Here is a 26,234-nt window from a genome sequence, read left to right as displayed (position 1 = left end):
CGGCCGCCCCGCGGCGCCGGCCGGCGAACGGGCACCGGACGGTGCCGGCCTCACATGCCGGCGAGTGCGGTACGCACAGCGACCTCGGGGACGTCGGCGACCAGTTCGACTCCGCCCGGTCCGTCCAGGACGAAGGACAGGCCCGAGGTGGCCTTCTTGTCCCGGCGCATCAGCGCGATCAGCTCGTCGTGGTCGACGCCGGCGGGCAGCGTGGTGTCGAGCCCGTAGCCCGCCACCACGTCGTGGTGCTCGGCCACCCGCTCGGCCGGTACCCGGCCGAGGACGCCGGCCAGCCGGCCCGCGAAGACCGTGCCGACGCCGACCGCCTCGCCGTGGCGCAGGCCGAAGTCGGTGGCCCGCTCCAACGCGTGCCCGAGCGTGTGGCCGTAGTTGAGGATGTGCCGCAGGCCGGAGTCCCGCTCGTCCGCGGCCACCACCCGGGCCTTCAACGCCACTGACGCGGCGATCTGCTCCGCCACCGGCCGGTCACGCAGATCGCCGGCACCGATGAAGTGCGCCCGGGCGATCTCCCCGTACCCGTTGCGCCACTCCCGCTGCGGCAGCGTCCCCAGGTGCTCGGTGTCGCAGAGCACAGCCCGGGGCTGCCAGTACACGCCCACGAGGTTCTTGCCCTCCGGAAGGTTGACGGCGGTCTTCCCACCGACGCTGGCGTCCACCTGGGCCAGCAGCGAGGTCGGCAAGTGGATCACCGGGACGCCCCGGTGGTACAGACCGGCGGCCAGCCCGACCACGTCCGTGGTGGTGCCGCCGCCGCAGGAGACCACCGCGTCCGTCCGGGTCAGCCCGAACTCGGCGAACGCTCGGCAGAGCTGTTCCACAGTGGTCAGGTTCTTGTCGTGCTCGCCGTCGCGGGCCGGCACCACCCGGTGCGGCACGCCCGGGTCGGGCGTCCACTCCGGTGGCCGGGCCGAGACCACCACGACCCGTCGGGCGCCGGTCCGCGCCACCTCCGCCGGGAGCCGGTGGCGCACGCCGGGACCGATCAGCACCGGGTACGACCGTTCCCCGAGCGCCACCTCGACGTGGGCCGGCTCGCCGGCGGCGGGACGGTCAGGTACCGGCGCGTGCATGTGGTTGCTGCCTCCTCTGCGGAACGCGGACCGGCGCGGTCGCGGCCGGGCGGCCCCGCACCATCGACAGGCGCAGCGCCAGCGCGGCCAGCGAGTCGACCTCCGGCCGGATGCCCCACCGATCGTGGGTGAGCTGCGCGTGGTGCGCCAGCAGGAAACCGGACGGCGCCGTCGGGTGGTCGTGGCCCACCACGTCGGTCACCCGGTCCAGGTAGCGCTGCCACGCCACTGCCACATCCCCGCCCAGCGGTAGGTCACCGGCCGACAGGACGATCTTCTCCGCCCCGTCGTCGGCCTGCGCGGCCAGGTCCCGCCGCTGTGCGCCGGTGAGCCGCTGGCTGCGCTCCTGCCAGTGCAGGAAGAGGAACGCCAGGCGGTCGGCCGCCGGCATCAGCCCGGTCAGGTGTCGCAGGTGCGCCACGGCCAGCGGCAGCTCGCCGCCGGCCAGCCAGGGCACGTCCCCGCCGAGCAGGGTGAGGGCCAGTTCGCTGCCCGCGAACGCGAGCGGGCCGCCCCGGGCGGGGTCGCGCACGACGCGCCGGTCGCTGGCGAGGGACGCTCCCGGGTCGTACGCGAGCAGCCCCGCCCGTACCGCGTCGAGCGCGGCGGGGACGGCATGGAAGCCGAGGCTCAGACGCTCGGCGGGGGAGCCCTCCGGGTCGAAGAACCAGTTCATGCCGGGATCGGCTCGGCGGGCGGCGGCGACCAGACCGGTCAGGACGGTGCCGACCAGCTCGGTCAGCCGCGTGCCCGGGCAGCCGTCGGCCGGTACGGCCGAACGGGCGAACAACCAGCAGCGTTCCAACGACGGCACCTCGGCTGACGGGCGGGTGGAGCACGGGACTCGACGGTCTGCGGGGTCGCCCCATCATCGGCCCGCAGGCCCGCTCCACCACCCGATCGGCGCTCCGAACTGGGGACGACTTAGGGGGTGACAGGGGTAGGACGTCGGCAGGGTGCTCGGAAGACTTGGGCCGCTACGGCGAGCGAGGTCTACGCCGCGGATGAGGAGTCTCGCCGACGGATGGATGTGGTGACATGCTTCGGAGCGACCTGATCCAGCCGTTGTCCGATCTGATCGAGGCGCACGCCGCCAGGTTGGGGAACAAGGTCGCATTCCGCGACGACCGCCGGGCGGTCGGATACGCCGACCTGGCGGCGCGGACCCGTCGGCTGGCCGGTCACCTGGCGGCGGCCGGGGTCGCCCGGGGCGACCGGGTGGCCTTCTGCCTCGGCAACCGCGTGGAGACGGTGGAGACCTGGCTGGCCGTCACGCGGGCCGCCGCGGTCGGCGTGCCGGTGAACCCGCACAGCACCGACGCGGAACTGGCCCATCTGCTGGACGACTCCGGTGCGGTGCTGGTGGTCACCGACCCGCGCCACCTCGACCAGATGCTGCGGCTGCGTACCTCCCGGCCGGCCCTGCGGATCGTGGTCACCGGGGACAGCCCGGTTCCGGACGAGGTCGTCGCCTGGCGCGACCTGGTCGATACCGAGCCGGCCGTGGGCGCCCGCGACGACCTGGGCCTCGACGAGGTGGCCTGGATGCTCTACACCTCCGGCACCACCGGCCGGCCCAAGGGTGTGCTCTCCACCCAGCGCACCTGCCTCTGGTCGGTCGCCGCCTGCTACGTGCCGATCCCCGGGCTCACCGCCGCCGACCGGGTGGTCTGGCCACTGCCGCTGTTTCACAGCCTCTCCCACATCGGGTGCGTGCTCAGCGTGACGGCGGTCGGGGCCACGGCCCGGCTCATCGACGGCTTCTCCGCCGACGACGTGCTGCGCGCGGTCGACGAGGACGAGGCCACAGTGCTCGCCGGTGTGCCGGCCATGTACCACCACCTGGTCACCGCCGCCCGGGAGACCGGCTTCCGCGCCCCGGCCCTGCGGGTCTGCCTGGTCGGCGGGGCGATCACCACCGGCGCGCTGCGGCGGGCGTTCGACGAGGTCTTCGACGCGCCGCTGCTCGACGCGTACGGCAGCACGGAGACCTGCGGCTCGATCGCCGTCACCCGGCCGGAGCAGCCCCGGGTCGAGGGCTCCTGTGGACGCGCGGTGCCTGGCGTCGAGGTGCGCCTGGTCAGCCCGCAGACGGGTCTGGACGTGCCGACCGGCGCCGAGGGGGAGGTCTGGGTCAGCGGTCCGAGCGTCATGCTCGGTTACCACAACCTGCCGGCGGTCACCGCCGCCGCCCTGCGCGACGGCTGGTACCGCACCGGCGACCTGGCCCGCCGCGACGCCGACGGCAACATCTTCGTCACCGGCCGCCACCAGGAGCTGATCATCCGGGGCGGGGAGAAGATCCACCCGGCCGAGGTGGAGGAGGTGCTGCGCGCGGTGCCCGGCGTCGCCGACGTGGCGGTGACCGGCCGGCCGCATGAGGTGCTCGGCGAGGTGCCGGTGGCGTTCGTGGTGCCGGGGCCGGAGGGCTTCGACCCCGCCGCGGGGTTCGCAGCCTGCCGGGAGAGGCTCAGTTACCACAAGGTTCCCGAAGCGCTGTACGAGATCGGGCAGGTGCCCCGCACCCCGTCCGGCAAGGTCACCCGCCGGCTCCTGTCCGACGGGCCGGCGCGGCTGCGGGCGGTCAACGGCAGCCACCACGAGGCGCTCAGCCTGCTCGCCTGGCGACCGCTGGACCTGGCCGCCGTACCGCAGGTGACGGCGCCCGTTCCGGCGGCCGCGCAGGACGCCGCCGGCCCGGCCCGCCGCTGGGCGCTTGTCGGCGCCGGGAGCGAGCCGCTGGTGGAGCCGCTGCGCGCGGCGTCGCCGGGGGAGCGGTTCCGGGCCCACCGGGACCTGGTCACCCTGCGGGCGGCCCCCGACGCCCCCGACGTGACGGTGCTGCTGGCCGGGCCGGCCGACGCCGACGCGGCGGATCTCGCCGGCCGGCTGCGTGGCTGGCTCGACGACGACGGCTTCGCCGGCACCCGGCTGGTGCTCTTGACCGGCCCGGCCAGCGACGGGGCGACCCGGCCCGGCGCGCACGGCCTGTCCGGCGACGCGGCCACCGGGGCGGGCGACGCCGCCGGGTGGGCCGGGCCGGATCCGGCGGCCGGTGCCGTCTGGGCGGTCGGGCGCAGCCTGCAGGCCGCATACCCGGACCGGATCGTGCTGGTCGACCACGACGCTTCGGCCCGCTCGCTCGCCCTGCTGCCCGCCGTCGTGGACGCTGGTGCCGCGCAGGTCGCCCTGCGGGGCGGGGCAGCCCGGCACGCGGCCCTCGTGCCCGCACCGGCGACCGCGCCGGCACGGCCGGCGACCGTGGCCGACCCGGAGCGCCCGGTGCTGGTCACCGGTGCCGACGGACCGACCGGCGCCGCGCTGGCCCGGCACCTCGTCGCCGCGCACCGCGTCCGCCGGCTGCGGCTGCTGTCCACCGGCGCGACGCCCGCCCCGGCCGTGGCGGACCTGGCCGCCGAACTCACCGCCACCGGTGCGGAAGCCGTCGTGCTGCCCGCCGAGCGGGTGGGCGACGAGGCGTTCGGCGCGGTCTTCCTCGGCCCGTGCGGCGACGACCTGGCCGACGTCGAGGGCGCCGCCCGGCTGCTCCGGCTCGCCGCGAGGCTGGACTCGGCGAGCCGGCACCCGGGGGCGACGTTCACCGTCCTCGTGCCGTCCGCCCTGCTGCTGGGCGCCGCGGGCCGGGAGCGGGCCGCCTCGGCCGTCGGGGCCCTGCACGCCCTGGTCGCCCGCCGTCGGGCCGCCGGTCATCCGGCCCGGCTCGTCGGCACGACCGGGCCCGCCGAGGGCGGGTCGTTGCCCGGCGTCCCGGCGGCGACCGGACCCGGAGCGGGCACCGTGCCGGCGGCCGTGCGCGCCGACCTCGCCGCGTTCGACGTGGCCCACGACGGCAACGACCTGGTCGTGCTCGCCCGCCCGGCGGGCCACGTCGACGCCGCCCACCCGGCCTGGCGTGGGCCCGTCGCGGAGCCCGGCGACGCCACGGACGACCGGGACGCCGCCGAGCTGCGCCGCCGGCTGGCCGGGCTCACCACCGCCGAGGGGGACCGGCTCCTGCTCGACCTGGTCCGCACCGCCACCGCCCAGGTGGCCGGGCTGCCCGGCCCGGCCGCGGTCCGCCCCGGCCGCGCGTTCAAGGAACTCGGCTTCACCTCGGTCGCCGCGGTCGCCCTGCGCGACCGGCTGGCCCGGGCCACCGGGGTACGGCTCTCCGCCACTGTCGCGTTCGACCGGCCCAGCCCGCAGGCCCTCGCCCGGCACCTCGCCGCCCGCCTGCGGGGTGCCGCCGCGCAGGCCGCTCCCACGACGGACCCGGCGGCGGTGCCGTCCACGGGGGACGACCCGGTGGTCGTCGTGGCCATGGCCTGCCGGCTCCCCGGCGGCGTCGCCTCCCCCGAGGAGCTGTGGGATCTGGTCGACCAGGGCCGGGAAGGACTCACGGAGTTCCCCACGGACCGGGGCTGGGACCTGGCGAACCTCTTCTCCGACGACCCCGACCGCCCCGGCACCTCGTACGCCCGGGTCGGTGGCTTCCTCACCGGCGCCGCGGAGTTCGACGCCACCCTGTTCGCGATCAGCCCGCGCGAGGCGCTCGCCATGGACCCGCAGCAGCGGCTGCTGCTGGAGACCGCCTGGGAGCTGTTCGAGCGGGCCGGCATCGACCCCACCTCGCTGCGTGGCAGCGCCACGGGCGTCTTCACCGGCGTCATGCACCACGACTACGCCGCGAACCTGCGCCAGGCGCCGCCCGGCACCGAGGGCTACCTCGGCGTCGGCACCGCCGGCAGCGTCGTCTCCGGCCGGGTCGCCTACGCGCTGGGGCTGGAGGGGCCGGCGGTCACCGTCGACACGGCGTGCTCCTCGTCGCTGGTGGCGCTGCACCTGGCGGCCCAGGCGCTGCGCGCCGGGGACTGCTCCCTCGCCGTGGCCGGCGGCGTGGCGGTGATGGGCACCCCGCAGGCGTTCGTGGAGTTCAGCCGGCAGCGCGGGCTCGCCCCGGACGGCCGGTGCAAGGCGTTCGCCGACGGCGCCGACGGCACCGGCTGGTCCGAGGGCGTCGCGGTGCTGCTGCTGGAACGGCTCTCCGACGCCCGCCGGCACGGGCACCCCGTCCTCGCCGTGCTGCGGGGCTCCGCCGTCAACTCCGACGGCGCGTCCAACGGGCTGACCGCCCCCAACGGGCCCGCCCAGGAGCGGGTCATCCGCCGGGCGCTGGAGGCGGCCGGGCTCTCCGCCGCCGACGTGGACGTGGTCGAGGCCCACGGCACCGGCACGTCGCTCGGCGACCCCATCGAGGCCCAGGCGCTGCTCGCCACGTACGGAGTGGGACGCGGCGACGCGGAACCGCTGCGGCTGGGGTCGCTGAAGTCCAACCTCGGCCACACCCAGGCCGCCGCCGGTGCCGCCGGGGTGATCAAGATGGTGCTCGCCATGCGGCACGGGACGCTGCCGCGCACCCTGCACGTGGACGCCCCGACGTCCGAGGTGGACTGGTCGGCCGGCGCGGTCGAGGTGCTCACCGAGGCCCGCTCGTGGCCCGACGTACGCCGGCCTCGCCGAGCCGGCATCTCGTCGTTCGGCATCAGCGGCACCAACGCGCACGTCATCGTCGAGGCGCCCGCCGACCCGCCGGCCACCGCCGAGGACGCCGCCGGGCCGCCGTCGCCCGGCACCGTCCGGCCGCCCGTGCCGTGGCTGCTCTCGGCGGCCTCCGACGAGGCGCTGCGTGGTCAGGCGGCCCGTTTGCTGGCGTGGTTCGACGGGCCGGGGGCGCACGCCGGCCCGGTCGACGTCGGGCACGCCCTCGCCACCACGCGCGCGGCCCTCGAACACCGGGCCGTGGTGCTGGCCGGCGACGCGGAGTCCGCCCGGACGGGGCTCGGTGCGCTGGCCCGCAGCGGCCCGGACCCGGACCTGCCGAGCGTGTCGACCGGCCGGGTCGTCGACGGCCGACTCGGCCTGCTCTTCGGCGGGCAGGGCGGCCAGCGCGCCGGGATGGGCCGCGAGCTGTGCGCGGCGTACCCCGTCTTCGCCACCGCCTTCGACGCCGCCTGCGCCGAACTCGATCGCTGCCTGGCCGGCCACGCCCCGTACCCCGTCGCGGACGTCGTCCTCGCCGCCGAGGGCACCGAACCGGCCGGCCTGCTCGACGAGACCCTGTACACCCAGCCCGGGCTGTTCGCCTTCGAGGTGGCGCTCTACCGCCTCCTGGAGTCCTGGGGTGTGAGCCCCGATGCGGTGCTCGGCCACTCCGTCGGCGAGCTGGCCGCCGCGCACGTCGCCGGGGTGTTCTCCCTCGCCGACGCGGCGGCGCTGGTCGCCGCCCGTGCCCGGCTGATGCAGCAGCTGCCCGCCGGGGGCGCGATGGTCGCCGTCGAGGCCGACGAGGCCGAGGTCGCCGCGTACCTCACCGACCGGGTGGGCCTGGCCGCCGTCAACGGCCCCACCAGCGTCGTCCTCTCCGGCGACACCGACGCGGTGCTGGCCGTCGCGGACACGCTGCGCGCGGCCGGGCGCCGCACCAGCCGGCTGCGGGTGTCGCACGCGTTCCACTCGCCGCGCATGGACCCGATGCTCGACGAGTTCCGCGCGGTGGCCGCCGGCCTCACGTACCGCACCCCGCACCTGCCGGTGGTGTCCAACCTGACCGGTCACCCCGTCGACCCGGCCCGGCTCTGCTCGCCCGAGCACTGGGTGGCGCACGTGCGGGGCACCGTCCGCTTCCACGACGGGGTACGGGCCCTGCACGGGCAAGGCGTCACCACCTTCCTGGAGATCGGCCCGGCCGGCGTACTCACCGCCATGGCCCAGGACTGCCTCGTCGCCGAGGCCGACGAACTGGCCTTCGTCCCCGCCGTACGGGACACCGCCGGGGAGGCCGAGGCGCTGCTCGCCGCCGTGGCGCGGCTGTACGTGCGGGGCGTCGCCGTGGACCGTGCCGTCCTCGCCGGCCCCGGCCCGCACCGCCGCGTCGACCTGCCCACGTACGCCTTCCAGCGCCGGCACTACTGGCTGCCCGCTCCCACCGGTGTCGGCGGTCCCGGCGGCGCCGGGCTGGCCGACGTCGGGCACCCGCTGCTCGGCGGGCTGCTGGCGGTCGCCGGCACCGCGCAGGTGGTCTGCACCGGGCAGGTGTCAACGGCCACCTCACCGTGGCTGGCCGCACCCGGCGACGGCACGGCCCCGCTGCTGCCCGCCTCCGCCCTGCTGGACATGTTCGCCCACCTCGGCGACCAGCTCGGCGCCCCGAGCGTGCGGCGGCTGCACGTCCCCGAGCCGGTGCCGCTGCCCACCGAGGCGACCCTCGACGTGCAGATCGGTGTCGGCGCGCCGGACGGGCACGGACACCGGGTGGCGCACTGCCACGTCCGGGCCGGCGAGGGGCTGCCCTGGCGTGCGGTCGCCGAGGCCGTGCTCGCGCCCGTCGACCCGGGGAGCGGTCGGGGCGCCTTCGCCCCCGTCTGGCCGCCCACCGGGGCCCGGCCGGTGGATCTGAGCGCACCACAGCACCGCGCGCTGGCCGGGGAGCTGGTCCGGGGCGCCTGGGTCACCGCCGACCGGCTCTTCGTCGACGTACGCCTGCCGGAGGACGCCCGCGACCCGGACGCCGAGCGGTACGGCGTGCACCCGCTGGTGCTGGAGGCGGCGCTGCGCCTGCTCCCGCTCGCCGACTTCGCGCCCGTCGCCGACGCCGGGCCCACCGCTCGGCTGCTGCCCACCGAGTGGGCGGGCGTGCGCCGCCACGCCGTCGGAGCGCACGCGCTGCGTGTCTGCCTGGCCCCCGGCGGGGCGGACGCGGTGACGCTGAGCGCCGTCGACGACGCGGGCAGGCCCGTGCTCGATGCCGACCGGGTGGTGCTGCGGGCGGTGGACCTGCCGCCCGCCGGCCCGCCGACGACGGCGGCCACCCCCGCCGGACTGTATGTCGTCGACTGGCTGCCCGCGGCGTTCCCGGCGACCCCGGCGCCCTCCTGGACGATCGCCGACGACACGCCCCCGGACGGGCCGTTGCCGCCGCTGCTCGTGCTGCGGGTCGGCGACGGCGAGCCGGGCCGGCCGGTGCCCGACCGGGCGCACGCCGTGAGCCTCGCCGTGCTGGGCGTCCTCCAGACCTGGCTGGCCGACCCTCGCGCGGAGACCACCCGCCTGGCCCTCGCCCTGCGCGACGGCGACCCGGTGCACGCCCCGGTGGCCGGGCTGCTCCGCGTCGCCCAGGCCGAGCAACCCGACCGCTTCCTCCTGCTCAGCCTCGACACCACCGACGACGCCGCCATCCGCTCGGCGCTGGCCGCCGCCGAGGACGAACCCGAGGTGGCCGTCCGCGACGGGCGTGCGCTGCTGCCCCGCCTCCGCCCCGTGGCGCAGACCCCGGCCGGTACGCCGCGGGCGGCCCTGGCCGGTGGCACCGTACTCGTCACCGGCGGCACCGGCGGGATCGGCCGGCAGGTCGCCACCCACCTCGCCACTGCGCACGGCGTCACCGAACTGGTGCTCGTCAGCCGCAGCGGCCGGTCCGGCGACTGGACGACAGCACTGACCGACGCCGGCGTCACAGTCCGGGTGGTCGCGGCCGACGTCGCCGACCGGGCGGCGCTCGCCGAGGTGATCGCCCCACTGGCCGGCCGGCTCGTCGCCGTCGTGCACGCAGCCGGGGCCACCGATGACGCCCTGATCACCGACCTCGACCCCGCCCGCTGGGCACGGGCTCTGCGCTCCAAGGTGCACGGTGCCTGGCACCTGCACGAACTCACCGCCGGCCTCGACCTGGCCGCGTTCGTGCTCTTCTCCTCGGCCGCCGCCACCTTCGGCAGCCCCGGCCAGGGCAACTACGCCGCCGGCAACGCGTTCCTCGACGCGCTCGCCGCGCACCGCCGTGCCCAGGGCCTGCCGGGCAGCGCCCTGGCCTGGGGGCTGTGGGCCGCCCGGGACGGGATGGCGGGCCGGCTCAGCCCGGCCGACCTGGCCCGGCTCGCCCGCGGCGGCACCCGCCCCCTCGACACGGCTGCCGGACTGGCGCTGTTCGACGCCGCCCTGGACGTGGACCGGCCGGCGCTCGTACCGATCGGGCTCGACCTGGCTGCCGTACGGACCTCCGGCGAGGTGCCCGCCCTGCTGCGGGCACTGCTGCCCCCGCCGCCCCGCCGGGCGGTCAACGCCGCCTCCGCGCCCGCCGCCGCGAAGGGCTTCGCCGACCGGCTGGCCGAACTCGCCGAGCCCGAGCGCGCCGAGCTGCTGCTGGACCTCGTCCGTACCCGGTGCGCCACAGTGGTCGGGCACGCCGGGCCCGAGCAGGTCGAGCCGCGCCGCCCGTTCAAGGACCTCGGCTTCGACTCGCTGATGGCCGTGGAGCTGAGCAACCGGCTCACCGCCGTCACCGGCGTCCGGCTCGCCCCGCACGCCGTGTTCAACCACCCCACTCCCGAGCTGCTCGCCGCGCACCTGCACGCCCGGCTGCTCGGCACCGCGGCCACCGGGGTCACCGACGCGAGCACCGTCGCCCTGGACGAGCCGGTCGCCGTCGTCGCGATGGCCTGCCGTTTCCCTGGCGGTATCGGCTCCCCGGAGGAGCTGTGGCGGCTGCTCGACGCGGGCGCCGACGTCATCGGCGACCTGCCCGACGACCGGGGCTGGCCGCTGGCCGACCTCTACGACCCGGTGCCCGGCACGCCCGGCCGGTCGTACGTGCGTTCCGGCGGGTTCCTCACCGGCATCGCCGACTTCGACGCCGAGTTCTTCGGCATCAGCCCCCGCGAGGCCCTCGCCATGGACCCGCAGCACCGGCTGCTGCTGGAGACCTCCTGGGAGGCGCTGGAGCGCGGCGGCATCGACCCGGCCACCCTGCGGGGCAGCCGGACCGGTGTCTTCGCCGGCACCCACGGGCAGGACTACGCCGGCCGGGTCGCCCCCGGCGTCGTCTCCGACGACGGCGAGGTCACCGCCGACGAGGGGCACCTGCTCACCGGCACCGCCGGCAGCGTCCTCTCCGGCCGGGTCGCCTACGCGCTCGGGCTGGAGGGACCAGCCATCACCGTGGACACCGCCTGCTCCGCCTCCCTGGTGGCGCTGCACCTGGCCGTGCAGGCGCTGCGCCAGGGCGACTGCGACCTGGCGCTGGCCGGTGGCGTGTCCGTGATGGCCACCCCGGCCGGGCTGACCGGTTTCAGCCGCCAGCGGGGTCTCGCCGCCGACGGGCGGTGCAAGGCGTTCGCCGAGGACGCCGACGGCTTCGGCATGTCCGAGGGCGTGGGGATGCTGGTGGTCGAGCGGCTCTCCGACGCCCGCCGCCGGGGCCACCCGGTCCTGGCCGTCGTACGCGGCTCGGCGGTCAACTCCGACGGCGCGTCCAATGGGCTGACCGCCCCGAACGGGCCGTCGCAGGAACGGGTCATCAAGGCCGCGCTCGCCGCCGCCGGGCTGACCGCCGCCGAGGTGGACGTGGTGGAGGCCCACGGCACCGGCACGTCGCTCGGCGACCCCATCGAGGCCGAGGCGATCCTCGCCACGTACGGGCAGCGTCCGCCCGGCGCACCGCCGGTGCTGCTCGGCTCGGTCAAGTCCAACCTCGGGCACACCCAGGCCGCGGCCGGCGTCGCCGGCGTGCTCAAGATGGTCATGGCGATGCGTCACGGCGTCCTGCCGCGCACCCTGCACGCCGAGCGCCGCAGCTCGCGGATCGACTGGGACTCGGGCGCGGTGGAGCTGCTCACCGAGGCCCGCCCGTGGCCGGCGGCGGACCGGCCGGTGCGCGCCGGCGTCTCGTCGTTCGGCATCAGCGGCACCAACGCCCACGTGATCGTCGAGTCGGTCGCCGAAACGACGCCGGAGGCCGCCGGATCCGAGCCGCCGCAGGAGCGTGCGCTGCCATGGCTGCTGTCGGCGCGTACCCCGCAGGCGCTCATCGGCCAGGCGCGCCGGCTGCGGGCGGACCTCGCCGCCCGGCCCGGCCGGCGGCCCCTCGACGTGGCCTGGTCGCTGGCCACCACCCGAGGCACCTTCGACTCCCGGGCGGTGCTGGTCGCCGCTTCGGCGCAGCGGGCCGCCGACGCCCTCGACGCGCTCGTCGAGGGCCGGCCCGACCCGGCGGTCACGCGCGGCGAGGCCCGCCCCGCGGGCCGCTGCGTCTTCGTCTTCCCCGGGCAGGGCGCACAGTGGCTCGGCATGGGGTTGGACCTGCTCGACCAGGCCCCCGTGTTCGCCGAACGCATGGCGGCCTGCGACGCGGCGCTGCGACCGTACCTGGACTGGTCGCTGGTGGACGTGCTGCGCCAGGCGCCCGGCGCGCCCGGCCTCGACGAGGTCGACGTCGTGCAGCCCGCCCTGTTCGCGATGATGGTGTCGCTGGCCGAGCTGTGGCGCTCGTACGGTGTGCAGCCGGCCGCCGTGGTCGGCCACTCCCAGGGCGAGATCGCCGCCGCCTGCGTCGCGGGGGTGCTGTCCCTGCCCGACGCGGCCCGGGTGGTGGCGCTGCGCAGCCGCGCGCTGCGGGCTCTGGCCGGGCACGGGGCGATGGCCTCCGTCGCGCTGCCCGCCGACACGGTCCGCGACCGGATCGCCCGTTTCGGCGAGCGGATCTCGGTCGCCGCCGTGAACGGGCCGGCCGCCGTCGTGGTGTCCGGCGAGCCGGAGGCGGTCGAGGAGCTGCTCGCCGAGTTGGCCGGCGAGCAGACCCGGGTGCGTCGGATCGCCGTCGACTACGCCTCCCACTCCGCCCAGGTGGAACGCATCCGCGACGAGCTGGCCGAGGTGCTGGCCGGCATCACCCCCGGTCCGGCCGCCGTGCCGCTGTTCTCCACCACCGACCTGCGCTGGCTCGACGGCGAGGAGATGGGGCCCGACTACTGGTACCGCAACCTGCGCCGGCCCGTCGAGCTGGAACGGGCGATCCGTTCGCTGGCCGCCGAGGGCCACGACGCGTACGTCGAGTGCAGCCCGCACCCGGTGCTCACCGTCGGCGTCGAGGAGACCCTCGCCGACCACGACGGCGATGCCGTGGTGGTCGGCTCGGTGCAACGCGACCAGGGCGGCCTTGAGCGGTTCCTGCTCTCCCTGGCCCAGCTCCACGTGTCCGGGGTCGCGGTGGACTGGCGGCCCGCACTGGCCGGCGGCCGGCGCGTCGACCTGCCCACCTACGCGTTCGCCCACCGCCGCTACTGGCCCCGGCCGATCTCCGGCCCCGGCGACGTCGGCGCCGCGGGTCTGGACACCGCCGGTCATCCGCTGCTCGGCGCGTCGGTCGTGCTGGCCGAGACGAGAGGCCACCTGTTCACCGGGCGGCTGTCGGCCGACGCGCAGCCGTGGCTGGCCGATCACCGGGTCACCGGCAGCGTGCTGGTGCCCGGCACCGGCCTGGTGGAGTTCTGCCTGCGCGCCGGCGACGAGGTCGGCTACCCGTTCCTCGACGAGATGGTCATCGAGGCGCCGCTGACCCTGCCCGCCGGCGGAGCGACGCAGGTGCAGGTGGCGGTCGGCGCGGGCGCCGGCGACGGACGCCGCCCGGTGACCGTGCACTCCCGGCCCGCCGACGCGCCGGCGGGACAGCCGTGGACCCGGCACGCCAGCGCCACCCTCCGCGCCGATCAGCCCGCGGTGTCTCCGCAGCTCACCGTCTGGCCGCCGCCCGACACCCGGCCCGTGGACCTGACCGGCTTCTACGCCGGCCTGGAAGCCGACGGGTACGAGTACGGGCCGGCGTTCCAGGGCCTGCGCGCGGTGTGGACCAGCGGCGATGAGGTCTACGCCGAGGTGGAGCTGCCGGCGGCCCAGCGGGTCGACGCCGACCGGTACGGCCTGCATCCCGCCCTGTTCGACGCCGCCCTGCACGCCGCGCACTTCGGCGGGCTCGCCGGGGCCGGGGCCGGCCAGCTCCTGCTGCCGTTCGCCTGGAGCGGCGTGAGCCTGCACGCCACCGGGGCGACCGCCCTGCGGGTACGGCTGAACCGGGTCGGGCCGCACGCCATCGCGCTGACCGTCGCCGATCCGACCGGCGCCCCGGTGGCCGAGGTGGCCGCCCTGACGATGCGCCCGATCTCCGCCACCGAGCTGGCCGTCGCCGACGATCGCGCCACCCGCGACGCCCTGTTCCGCGTCGACTGGACGCCGCTGCCGCCCGTCGAGTCGGCCACTCCGGTCGACGCCGTGACCGTCGCCCCCGGCCTGGACGGGTTCCCGCTGCACCATGGGTTGGACGGGCTCGCCGGCGCCGTGGACGCGGGCCTGGCTCTGCCCGCGGCGGTGCTCGTGCCGCTCGACGCGGACCCCGCGCAGCCCGCCGCCCGCGCGGCACGCCATGCCGCCGTACAGGCCCTCGACCTGGTCCGGCGTTGGCTCACCGAGCCCCGCTGGGCGGCGTCGCGGCTGCTGCTGGTGACCCGAGGCGCGGTGGCCGTGCACCACGCCGGCGAGGTGACCGACCCGGCCGCCGCGGCGGCGTGGGGTCTGGTGCGCTCCGCCCAGTCGGAGAACCCGGGCCAGATCGTCGTCGTCGACGTCGACCACGACGGGATCGGCCCCGATGAGGTGGCCGCCCTGCTGGCGGCGGACGAGCCGCAGGCCGCGATCCGGGTCGGCGCGGCGTACGTGCCGCGGTTGGCGCGGGCCGGGTCGGCCGGTGAGCTGTCCGCACCACCCGCCGCCGCGTGGCGGCTGGACGCGCCGGTGCGGGGCAGCCTGGAGAACCTCACTCTGGTCGCCACCGACGCCGCCGACGCCGCGCTCGGCCCCCGCGAGGTCCGGGTACGCGTCCGCGCCGCCGGCCTCAACTTCCGCGACGTGCTCAATGCACTCGGCCTCTACCCTGGCGACGCGGGACCGCTCGGCGGCGAGGGTGCCGGCGAGGTCGTCGAGGTGGGCGCCGAGGTGACCGACCTGCGGCCCGGCGACCACGTGTTCGGGGTCTTCGTGGGCTGCTTCGGGCCCGTCGCGGTCACCGACCGCCGCCTGCTGGCCCCGATGCCGGTCGGCTGGTCGTATGTGGAGGCCGCCTCCGTGCCGGTGGTCTTCCTGACCGCCTACCACGGGCTGGTCAACCTGGCCGGGCTCACCCGCGGCGAGTCGGTGCTGGTGCACGCGGCGGCCGGTGGCGTCGGCATGGCCGCCGTGCAGCTCGCCCGCCACCTCGGGGCCGAGGTGTACGCCACCGCCAGTCCCGCCAAGTGGGGCGCTCTGCGCGCGCTCGGTCTCGACGACGAACACCTGGCCTCGTCCCGGACCCTCGACTTCGAGACCCGCTTCGCCGCCGCCACCGGCGGCCGGGGCGTCGACGTCGTCCTGGACTCGCTGGCCCGCGAGTTCGTCGACGCCTCGCTGCGGCTGCTGCCGCGCGGCGGGCGGTTCGTCGAGATGGGCAAGACCGACATCCGCGATGCCGACCGCGTCGCCGCCGACCACCCGGGGGTGGCCTACACCGCCTTCGACCTGACCTTGGAGGAGCCCGACGAGGTGCAGCGCATGCTCGTCGTGCTGCTGGAGCTCTTCGAGCGCGGGATACTCACCCCGCTGCCCACCCAGGTGTGGGACGTCCGCCAGGCACCGGAGGCGTTCCGGCACGTCAGCCAGGCCCGGCACGTCGGCAAGGTGGTGCTCACCATGCCCCGGGAGTGGGATCCCGACGGCACGGTGCTGCTGACCGGAGGTACCGGAACCCTGGGCCGGCTGGTCGCCCGGCGGCTGGTCGAGACGCACGGCGTCCGGCGGCTGCTGCTGGTCAGCCGCCGCGGCGAGCGGGCCCCCGGTGCGGCTGAGGCGGTCGACGAGCTGCGGGCCCTGGGTGCCGAGGCCACGGTGGTGGCAGCCGACGTGTCCGACCGGGACGACCTCGCCGGGGTGCTGGCGGCGGTACCGGACCGGCACCCGCTGACTGCCGTCGTGCACCTCGCCGGAGTGCTCGACGACGGGGTGGTCACCGCCCTCACCCCGCAGCGCGTCGACACGGTCTTCGCGCCGAAGCTCGACGCCGCGTGGCACCTGCACGAGCTCACCCGTCACCTCGACCTCGCCGGGTTCGTGCTCTTCTCCTCCGGCGCCGGCGTCTTCGGCGTACCCGGTCAGGCGAACTACGCCGCGGCGAACGCCTTCCTCGACGCGCTCGCCCTGGCCCGCTGCGCCGAAGGGCTGCCGGGCCGGTCGTTCGCCTGGGGGCTGTGGGAGCAGGCCAGTGAGATGACCGCCAAGCTGGACCGCACCGATCCCCGGATCACCGCCCGCGACGGGCAGCTCGCCATCCCGTCCGAGCTGGGGATGGCCCTGTTCGACGCGGGCCTGCGGCTGGCCGAGCCGGTGCTGGTGCCGACGAGGATCGACGTCGCCGCGCTCGGCGAGCGGGTCGAGCGGCCACCGGCGCTGCTGCGTGGGCTGCTGCGCCGGGAGCGGCCGACCGCGCGGGCGGCCACCCCGACCGGCGGCGGGCGTACGCTCGCCGACCAGCTGGCGGCGCTCGACGGGCCTGAGCGCCACACCCTGGTGGTCGACCTGGTACGCGAGCAGGCGGCGAGCGTGCTCGGGCACGGCAGCCGGGCGGCGGTGGCCCCGGGCCGGGCGTTCAGTCAGATCGGCTTCGACTCGCTGACCGCCGTCGAGCTGCGCAACCGGCTGACCACGGCCACCGGCCTGCGCCTGCCGGCCACGCTGATCTTCGACTACCCGGACCCGAACGAGCTGGCCACGTACCTGGTGTCCGAGCTGGCGCCGGACACCGGACCGGCGGTCCCGCCGGTCCTCGCGGACCTGGAGAACCTGGAGCGCTCGCTGACCGAGGCCACTGTGGAACCGGAGCTGCACGACCAGATCGGGTCCCGCCTGGAGGTGCTGATCGCCAAGTGGCGGACGATGCGCGCCGGCTCGGGCGGCGATCCCGACCTCGACCTCGAACTGGCCAGCGACGACGACCTGTTCGACCTCATCGACTCCGAACTCGGTATCTGATGGCCGTCCGGCCGCCCCGCACGCCACAAGCCGACCCCGTGTCCGACCGACCCCCGAGGAACCGATACCGATGCTGAGGACCGACGTCCTGATCGTGGGCTACGGCCCCGTCGGTGAGATGCTCACGATCCTGCTGGCGCAGCGAGGGCTCACCGTCACGGCGGTCGAGCGGTGGGCCACCCCGTACAACTTCCCCCGCGCGGTGTCGTACGACGGGGAGGCGAGCCGTGTCCTGGCCGCCGCCGGCGTCGCCGACCGCCTCGGCCCGGTGGTGGAGTCGTCGGGCGAGTACACCTTCAAGAACGGCTTCGGCCGGACCCTGCTGCACGTCAAGGTCACCGGCGACGGGCCGATGGGCTGGCCCGACTCGGTCTCCTTCTACCAGCCGGGACTGGAGGCGCTGCTCGCCGAGCGGGGCGCGGAGTTGCCGGGTGTCACGGTGCTGCGCCCGTACCAGGTGACGGGCCTGGTCGAGCACGCCGACGGGGTCGAGGTGACCATCGCCGGCCCGGACGGCGAGGAGGTCCGCGCGGCCCGCTGGGTCATCGGCTGCGACGGGGCCAACAGCTTCGTGCGGGAGCACCTGGGCAGCGGCGTCACCGACCTCGGCTTCACGTACGACTGGCTGGTCTGCGACGTGGTCCCGCACGAGGCCCGCGAGTTCAAGCCGAACAACCTGCAGGTCTGCGACCCGGCGCGGCCCCGCACGGCCGTGTCGGCCGGCCCGGGACACCGGCGGTGGGAGTTCATGCGGGTGCCGGGGGAGAGCCGGGAGGAGTTCGAGAGCGCCGAGAGTGTGTGGCGGCTGCTCGGCCTCTTCGACATCACCCCGGACAACGCCACCCTGGAGCGGTACGGCGTCTACACCACCCAGGCATGCTCGGCCGAGCGCTGGCGTTCCGGGCGGATCCTGCTCGCCGGCGACGCGGCGCACGTGATGCCGCCGTTCATGGGGCAGGGGATGAGTTCGGGCTTCCGCGACGCCCTCAACCTCGCCTGGAAGCTCGACCTGGTGCACCGCGGCCTGGCCGACGAGGCTCTGCTGGACACCTACCAGGAGGAGCGCTGCGCGCACGTGCAGCACGCCATCCGGATGTCCATCGACTCGGGCACTGTGATCTGCGAGACCGACCGCGCCGCCGCGGCCGGCCGCGACGCCGCGATGCTCGCCGAGCTGCGCCGGCGTACCGCCCGCCCGCGCACCCGGTCCCTGCTGGAGCCCCTGTCCGGCGGGGTCCGGCACAGCGGCTGCGAGGCCGCCGGCGCCCCGATGCCGCAGGGTCGCGTCGAGGTCGACGGCCGCGCCGGGCTCTTCGACGAGGTCGTCGGCACCGGCTTCGTCCTGCTCTGCGCCGAGGACCCCGACGACCTGCTCGACGCCGACGCCCGGGCCTTCCTGGACGCGCTCGGCGCGCGGGTCGTCCGGATCGTTCCCGCCGGTGCGCCCGCACCCGGATCCGGCGCCGCGCCGACCGCCTTCGACCTCGACGACGTGTACCTGGCCCACCTCAAGCGGTACGACGCGGTGGCGGTCCTCGTCCGGCCCGACTTCTACGTCTTCGGCACCGCCGCCGACCCGGCCGCTGTGCCCGCGCTCGTCGAGGATCTGCGCCGGCAGATCCGGCGCGGCTGATCGGCATCCACCCACCGGAAGGAACCGACATGTTCGAGAACCTGAAGATCGCCGGCCGGGCGATCCGCACGGTCTTCACCGCCGACCCCATCACCCGGGTCCGGCGCTTCTACGAGATCCAGTCACCCGATGTGGAGTTCGCGGCCCGCCGTACCCACTACATGAACGTGGGCTACTGGTCCGACGGGGTCACCGACATCGACACGGCCGCCGACGCGCTGGCCGACAAGCTGGCCGACGCCGCCGGGCTCAAGCCGGACGACACCGTGCTCGACGTCGGCTTCGGCTACGGGGACCAGGACTTCAAGTGGCTGCGCGAGCGCCAGGTCGCCAAGGTGTACGGCCTGAACATCACCCCGCACCACGTCGAGGCGGCGCAGCGCCGGGCGCAGGAGGAGGGGCTCGCCGACCGGACCGACTTCCGGCTCGGCAGCGCCACCGAACTGCCCTTCGAGGACAACACCTTCGACCGGGTCGTCGCCCTGGAGTCCGCCTTCCACTTCTACCCGCGCAGCGCGTTCTTCGCCGAGGCGCTGCGGGTGCTGCGCCCGGGCGGCGTGCTCGCCACAGCCGACATCATCCCGGTCAGCGGCGACGTCGTCCGCGCGGCCATCCAGTCCGGCCCGCTGAGTTTCGTCAAGTTCAGCATTCCCAAGGAGAACTGGCACGACCGGGACACGTACCGGCAGGAGCTGGTCGAGGCCGGCTTCGCCAACCCGGAGGTCCGCTCGATCAAGGACCGGACGTGGGAGGGCTGGCGGGCGTACATGGCCGAGCGGACCAACGACCCCGCGTTCCGGGCCGTCGTCAAGCCGGCCGTCCGCAAGAGCATGGCGGCCCACTGGAAGAACCAGGACCTCATGAAGCGTGAGCTGGCGCAGCTCGACTACGTGATCGCGGTCGGCCACAAGCGGTGACAGCGCGTACCGAGGGGCCCGTCCACCGGTCGTGACGACCGGTGGACGGGCCCCGTCGGCGTGAGATCAGACCGCCGGTGCCGCGCTCAGGGTTGCCGAGACGGCCCGCAGGATCGCCGGCTGGTGCTCGGCCAGGAAGAAGTGCCCGCCCGGGTAGACCTTCAGGTCGAACGCTCCAGTGGTGTGGTCCGACCACGCCCGAGCCTCGTCGACAGTCGTCTTCGGGTCGTCGTCCCCGGTGAGGACGGTGATCGGGCAGCTCAGCGGCGGCCCCGGCCGGTAGGTGTACCGCTCGGCGGCCCGGTAGTCGTTGCGGATCGCCGGCAACGCGGCGCGCAGCATCTCCGGGTCCCCGAGGACGGCGGAGTTGGTGCCGCTCAGCTTCCGGACGTCGGCCAGCAGCCCCTCGTCGTCGAGCAGGTGCACCGTCTCGTGCCGTGACTTCGACGGCGCCCGGCGCCCGGACGCGAACAGATGCGCGACGCTGCCGCCGTCCTGCTCGATGAGCCGGGCGAGTTCGAAGCCGAGGCTGGCCCCCATGCTGTGCCCGAAGATGGCCAGCGGCTCGTCCCGCCAGGGCCGCAGCACGGTGAACACCTCGCGCGCGAGGTCGTGGATGTCGCCGATGCACTTCTCGTGGCGCCGGTCCTGCCGCCCCGGGTACTGGATCGACAGCACCTCCACCGCGGGGGAGAGACCGCGGGACACCGGGAAGTAGAAGCTTGCCGACCCGCCGGCGTGGGGCAGGCACACCAGGCGCCTCGCGCCGCCCGGGGCGGGGTGGAAGCGTCGCACCCACAAGCCGTTGTCGGTTTCTGGCGTGGTCATCCTCTGGTGGTCCTTCCGGCGGCTGCGGTTGCCGACCGGATCGGGCGTGGACCCGGTCGAGGCGACGCTAGTGCGGCGGGTCGGGACCGGACACCCCTAGCTGGTCGGTTGCCTGGTTAGGGGTTGTCCGCGCTCGCGCGTAACCAATAACTTCTCCCGGCAGATGGGGATCTGCGTGGCTCTCGGCCGAGCGAGCCGAACGACAGACACAGGTGTCGCCTGAGAACTCTGCGCATTCGTACCGTCGCTTACGTCGAGTCTCCGCCGTGAATCGCGATGGGCTGGGATGATGGACACCGAAGAGAAGCTCCGGGAGTACCTCAAGAGAGTCACCGCCGACCTGCGGCGGACCCGGCAACGGCTCCGGGACGTCGAGGCCGACGCGCAGCAGCCCATCGCGATCGTCGGTATCGGCTGCCGGTTTCCCGGCGGGGTGCGCACGGCCGAGGAGCTGTGGGACCTCGTCTCGTCCGGCGGTGACGCGATCGCCTCCTTCCCCACCGACCGTGGCTGGGACCTCAACGCGCTCTACGACCCGGAGCGGTCCCGGCCGGGCACCTCCTCGGTCCGCGAGGGCGGATTCGTGGCCGACGCCGCCGAGTTCGACTCCCGGCTGTTCGAGGTCTCGCCGCGTGAGGCGCTCGCCATGGACCCGCAGCAGCGGCTGCTGCTGGAGACCTCGTGGGAGGCCGTCGAGTCGGCGGGAATCGACCCCACCAGCCTGAAGAACGCCCGGGCCGGGGTCTTCGCCGGCATGACCCACAGCGGGTACGCGCATCCGCCGCAGACCCCGCCGGCGGGCGTGGAGGACTACCTCGGCCTCGGCAACGCGGGCAGCATCGCCTCGGGCCGGGTGGCGTATTCGTTCGGGTTCGAGGGTCCGGCGGTGACCGTGGACACGGCGTGTTCGTCGTCGCTGGTGGCGTTGCACCTGGCGGTGCAGGCGCTGCGGTCCGGCGAGTGCGATCTCGCGCTGGCCGGCGGCGTCACGGTCATGCCCACCCCTGCGGTGTTCATCGATTTCACCAGGCAGGGAAACCTGTCCCCGGTGGCCCGGTGCCGGGCGTTCGCCGACGCGGCGGACGGCACAGCGCTCGCCGAGGGTGTCGGGATGTTGTTGGTGCAGCGGTTGTCGGACGCGCAACGTGAGGGGCGTCGGGTGTTGGCGGTGGTGCGGGGCACGGCGGTGAATCAGGATGGTGCGTCGAACGGGTTGACGGCGCCGAACGGTCCGTCGCAGCAGCGGGTGATCCGGCAGGCGCTCGCCAACGCGGGTTTGGGTGTGGCGGACGTCGACGTGGTGGAGGCGCACGGTACGGGTACGACGTTGGGTGATCCGATCGAGGCGCAGGCGTTGCTGGCGACGTACGGGCAGGGTCGGGATGTGCCGTTGTTGCTGGGATCGGTGAAGTCGAACATCGGTCATACGCAGGCGGCTGCGGGGGTGGCTGGGATCATCAAGATGGTCTTGGCGATGCGGTATGGGGTGGTGCCGGCGTCTTTGCACGTGGATGCGCCGTCGTCGCATGTGGACTGGTCGTCGGGTGCGGTGGAGTTGGTGACCGAGTCTCGGCAGTGGCCGGGCGTGGGGCGTCCCCGGCGGGCGGGTGTGTCGTCGTTCGGTATCTCGGGGACGAACGCGCACGTGATTTTGGAGCAGCCGGAGGCTGAAACCGGGGCCGACCTCGAGGGCGGGGTGGCGGCGGTCGGGGTGCCGGTGCCTTGGGTGGTGTCGGGTCGTTCGGAACGAGGTCTGGTGGGTCAGGCGGCGCGGTTGGCGTCGTTCGTGCGTGAGTCGGATGTGTCGCCGCTGGATGTGTCGTGGTCGCTGGTGACGTCGCGGGCGGCGTTGGAACATCGTGCGGTGGTGTGGGGTTCGTCGGTGGACGAGCTTGCCGTTGGTCTGTCGGCTGTTGCTGAAGGCGGCTCGGCGGTGTCGGGTGTGGTGTCGGCGGGTCGTCGGGCGGTGTTGTTCACGGGTCAGGGTTCGCAGCGTGCGGGTATGGGCCGGGAGCTGTACGAGACGTTTCCGGTGTTCGCGTCGGCGTTCGACGAGGTGTGCGCCCGTTTCGATGGTGTGTTGCCGCGTGCGTTGCGGGATGTGGTGTTCGCGCAGGCGGGGTCGGATGAGGCTGCCCTGGTGGATCAGACCGTCTTTGCCCAGGCTGGTCTGTTCGCGGTCGAGGTGGCGTTGTGGGAGTTGTTGGCGTCGTGGGGTGTGCGGGCTGATTTCCTGGCGGGTCATTCGATCGGTGAGGTGACGGCGGCGTACGTGTCCGGGATGTTGTCGCTGTCGGATGCGTGCACGTTGGTGGCGGCGCGGGGTCGTCTGATGCAGGCGTTGCCGGCTGGTGGGGTGATGGCGGCGGTGGGTGCGTCGGAGGAGGCTGTCGCCGGGCTGATCGGCGTGACCGGCGCGGCGGTGGACGTGGCGGCGGTGAACGGTCCGGCGTCGGTGGTGGTGTCGGGTGCCGCCGGCGAGGTCGCTTCGGTGGTGGCGGCCTCGCGTGAGCGGGGTTGGCGGGTCAAGGAACTGGCGGTCAGTCACGCGTTCCACTCGCGGTTGATGGATCCGATGTTGGATGAGTTCGCGTCGGTGGTGTCCGGGTTGGATTGGCGGGTGCCGCGGGTGCCGCGGGTGCCGGTCGTGTCGAACGTGACGGGCGCGGTGGCGGAGGCGGACGAACTCACCGACCCGGGCTACTGGGTCCGGCACGTACGCCAGCCCGTGCGGTTCGCCGACGCGGTGCGCACGCTCCACCAGCAGGACGTCGTGCAGTTCCTCGAGATCGGCCCCGACGCCGTACTCACCGCCATGGCGCAGGACTGTGTGGAGGCGGCCGGCGACGTGCGGTACGTCGCCACGATGCGTGCCGGCCACTCCGAGGCCGACACGCTGCGCGCCGCCCTCGCCGAATGGTACGTCACCGGCGGCCACGTCGACTGGACCGGATACCTCACCGCCCTCGACGGGTCCGGCCCCGAGCGGGCGGCCGGGGCACGTCCCCGCACCATCGCCCTGCCCACGTACGCCTTCGACCATCAGCGCTACTGGCTCAACACCACTACGGGGGCTGAGGCGGCGCCCGGGCTCGGCGTCCGCCCCGTCGACCACACGCTGCTCGACGCCGCCGTACGCGTGGCCGACGACGACGTACGGGTCTTCGGCACCGAACTCTCCGTACTGACACACCCGTGGCTCGCCGAACATGTCGTCTGGGACTCGGTGGTGGTGCCCGGCGCCGCCCTGGTCGAGATGGTCCTGCACGCGGGCGCGCAGGTCGGCTGCGACACCCTCGACGAGCTGACCCTCCAGGCTCCGCTGGCGCTCGCCGAGGACGGCACCCGGGCGGTGCAGGTGAAGCTGGGCGCGGTGGACGAGGACGGTCGCCGGACGGTCACCATCCACTCCCGAGCCGCCGCCGACCCGGACGGCGAGTGGGACCGTCACGCGGCGGGCATCCTCGCCCCGGCCGTACCGCAGCCCGACAGGTCCGATCCGGCGCCGTGGCCGCCCAGCGCCGCCACCGCCGTCGCGGTCGACGGCATCTACACCGAACTGTCCCGTCTGGGCGTCGAGTACGGTCCGCTCTTCCGTGGCCTGCGCGCCGTCTGGCGCACCGACGACGAGGTGTGCGCCGAGGTGGCGGTGCCCGACGGCACCGAGGTCGCCGGCTTCGGCCTGCATCCCGCCCTGCTGGACGCGGCGCTGCACATCGTCGGTCTGCTCGACTCCGACGGGGAGGATGCCTCCGGCGTACGCCTGCCCTTCGCCTGGACCGGCGTCACCCTCTCGGCGGTCGGCGCGACCGCGCTGCGGGTACGCGCCCGGCGCAGCGGCGGCGGCGTGACCCTGACCCTGACCGACCCGGCCGGCGCACCCGTCGCCCGGATAGACTCCCTGGTCTCTCGCCCCGTCACCGCCGACCAGGTGCGCGCCGGTGACTCCGCCGCCGACTCGCTGTACGCCGTCAGCTGGCAGAGCGTGCGGCCGGGAACCCCGGCGACCGTCCGGGTGGTGCTCCTCGGCGACGCACCGTCCGACCTGTCCGAGATCGCCAGGTACAGGCTCGCCGAGCTGGCGGAGGCGGTCGACTCCGGCCGGATCGACCCGGAACTGGTGCTGCTCGCCGCGTACGCCGACGACGAGCACGCCCCGGTCCCCGCCGCGACGCGCAGCCGGCTCACCGCAGTGCTGACCGCCGTCCAGGGCTGGCTCGCCGACGACCGGCTGGCGGCGCGGCGGCTGGTCGTGCTGACCCGCGGGGCCGTCTCCGCCGGCGACACCTGCCGTGCGGGCGACCTGCCCGGCGCGGCGGTCTGGGGCCTGCTGCGTTCGGCCCAGGCCGAGCACCCCGACCGCTTCGTGCTCGTGGACCTCGACGAGGCGCGGCAGCCGGAGTCCTGCACCGTGGACCTGGTGGCCCGTGCGGTCGCCACCGGCGAACCCCAACTGGCGGTCCGGGACGAGCAGGTGCTGACGCCCCGGCTCGCGCCAGCCGTCCTCGACCCGGCGCCGGCCGCCGGCCTCGACCCCGACGGGACGGTCCTGGTCACCGGAGCCACCGGCGCCCTCGGCGGTCTGCTGGCCCGGCACCTGGTCAGTACGCACAAGGTGCGCCATCTGCTGCTGGTCAGCCGCCGCGGAACCGACGCCCCCGGCGCCGCGGAGCTGCTCGCCGAGCTGGCCGCGCTGGGTGCGCAGGCCCGCCTGGTCGCCGCCGACGTGGCGGACCGGGACCGCCTGGCCGCGGTGCTGGACGACGTTCCCGCCGAGCACCCGCTCACCGGCGTGGTGCACGCCGCCGGCGTCCTCGACGACGCGGTGATCTCGGCGCTGACCCCCGGCCGGCTGTCAGCCGTCCTCTCCGCCAAGGCCGACGCCGCCTGGCACCTGCACGAGCTGACCCGATCGCGGCCGCTGGCGATGTTCGTCCTCTTCTCGTCGGTCGCCGGCGTCCTCGGCGGCCCCGGGCAGGGCAACTACGCCGCCGCGAACGCGTTCCTCGACGGCCTCGCCGGGCACCGGCACGCCTCCGGCCTCGCCGCCACGTCCCTGGCCTGGGGCCTCTGGGCCGCGGACAGCGGCATGACGGGCGCACTCGACGCCGCCCAGCGGCAGCGGATGAGCCGCAACGGCCTCAGCCCGCTCGACACCGGCCAGGCGCTGCGCCTCTTCGACGCCGGCCTGCACGGTGGACGCCCCCACCTGGTGCCGGCGCTGCTCGACCTCGCCGCGCTGCGCCGCCAGGCCGACGCCGGCCAGCTCCCGGCGCCGCTGCGCGGCCTGGTCCGGGCCCGGCGGCGCGTCGTCGAGGGCGGCGGCGACGGCGGTCCGTCCTTCGCGCAGCGCCTCGCCGGCACGCCCGAGGCTGAACGCGGCCGGCTGGTGGAGGAACTCGTCAAGGCGCAGGTCATCGAGGTGCTCGGCTACCCGCCGGCCACCGTCGTACCGTCCGGGCAGACGTTCACCGGCCTCGGCTTCGACTCGCTGACGGCCGTGGAGCTGCGCAACCGGCTGACCGCCCTCACCGGCATCCGGCTGCCGGCGAGCCTGATCTTCGACTGCCCCACGCCCGCCGCCCTCGCCGACTTCCTGCTGGTCGACGCCGTCCCGCCGAAGCCCGAACCGGGCCTGCTCGCCGAGCTGGACCGGCTGGAGGCCGCGTTCGCCGCGACCGCGCCGGAAGAGCTGGAGCGGCTGGCCGCCGACGACGAGACGCGTACCGCCGTGGCGGTCCGCCTCCGGACGCTGGTCACCCGGTGGAGCGACGCCACCGCCCGGCCCGACGACGTCAGCCAGGCCCTCGATGACGCCTCGGACGACGAGCTGTTCGACTTCATCGATCAGAAGTTCGGCCGATCCTGAGCCCGAGTCCGCCGCTT

7 protein-coding genes are annotated in these 26,234 nt (G+C 75.3%); 4 read left to right on the top strand and 3 right to left on the bottom strand.

The features are described 5' to 3' along the window. Window positions 1-50 precede the first annotated feature (50 nt). Both FHX31_RS17925 and FHX31_RS17920 read right to left on the bottom strand, forming a co-directional pair. Complete coding sequence (locus FHX31_RS17925) at window positions 51-1,091, bottom strand: 3-dehydroquinate synthase family protein (RefSeq protein WP_184976824.1); 1,041 nt, start codon at window positions 1,089-1,091, stop codon at window positions 51-53. Continuing rightward, window positions 1,072-1,905, bottom strand: a complete 834-nt coding sequence (locus FHX31_RS17920; RefSeq protein WP_232236800.1) for a hypothetical protein — start codon at window positions 1,903-1,905, stop codon at window positions 1,072-1,074. The genes FHX31_RS17925 and FHX31_RS17920 overlap by 20 nt, the downstream gene beginning before the upstream one ends. 224 nt (window positions 1,906-2,129) lie before the next feature. On the opposite strand from FHX31_RS17920, the gene FHX31_RS17915 reads away from it, so the two are divergent. The 3 genes from FHX31_RS17915 (at window position 2,130) to FHX31_RS17905 (ending at window position 19,520) form a co-directional block, all read left to right on the top strand. Further along, a complete protein-coding gene (locus tag FHX31_RS17915) occupies window positions 2,130-16,970 on the top strand; it encodes a type I polyketide synthase (protein WP_184976823.1) in 14,841 nt (4,946 codons plus the stop codon). A 70-nt stretch (window positions 16,971-17,040) separates the two neighbouring features. After that, window positions 17,041-18,603: a bifunctional 3-(3-hydroxy-phenyl)propionate/3-hydroxycinnamic acid hydroxylase MhpA gene (gene mhpA, locus FHX31_RS17910; protein WP_184976822.1), complete on the top strand. Its 1,563-nt coding sequence runs from the start codon at window positions 17,041-17,043 to the stop codon at window positions 18,601-18,603. 29 nt (window positions 18,604-18,632) lie between these two features. Then, a complete protein-coding gene (locus FHX31_RS17905; protein ID WP_013285627.1) occupies window positions 18,633-19,520 on the top strand; it encodes a class I SAM-dependent methyltransferase in 888 nt (295 codons plus the stop codon). 66 nt (window positions 19,521-19,586) lie between these two features. On the opposite strand, the gene FHX31_RS17900 is transcribed toward FHX31_RS17905, so the two are convergent. Continuing rightward, window positions 19,587-20,348: a thioesterase II family protein gene (locus FHX31_RS17900; protein ID WP_013477282.1), complete on the bottom strand. Its 762-nt coding sequence runs from the start codon at window positions 20,346-20,348 to the stop codon at window positions 19,587-19,589. Window positions 20,349-20,634: 286 nt separating this feature from the next. On the opposite strand from FHX31_RS17900, the gene FHX31_RS17895 reads away from it, so the two are divergent. Beyond that, window positions 20,635-26,217 carry a type I polyketide synthase gene (locus FHX31_RS17895; RefSeq protein WP_184976821.1) on the top strand — a complete coding sequence of 1,861 codons (5,583 nt, stop codon included), beginning with the start codon at window positions 20,635-20,637 and terminating at the stop codon, window positions 26,215-26,217. The last annotated feature ends 17 nt before the right edge of the window (window positions 26,218-26,234 follow it).

Source organism: Micromonospora sp. CNZ286 (assembly GCF_014207755.1).
The sequence above is the reverse complement of the archived record's forward strand: the minus strand, read 5'-3'. Positions and strand labels throughout refer to the sequence as shown.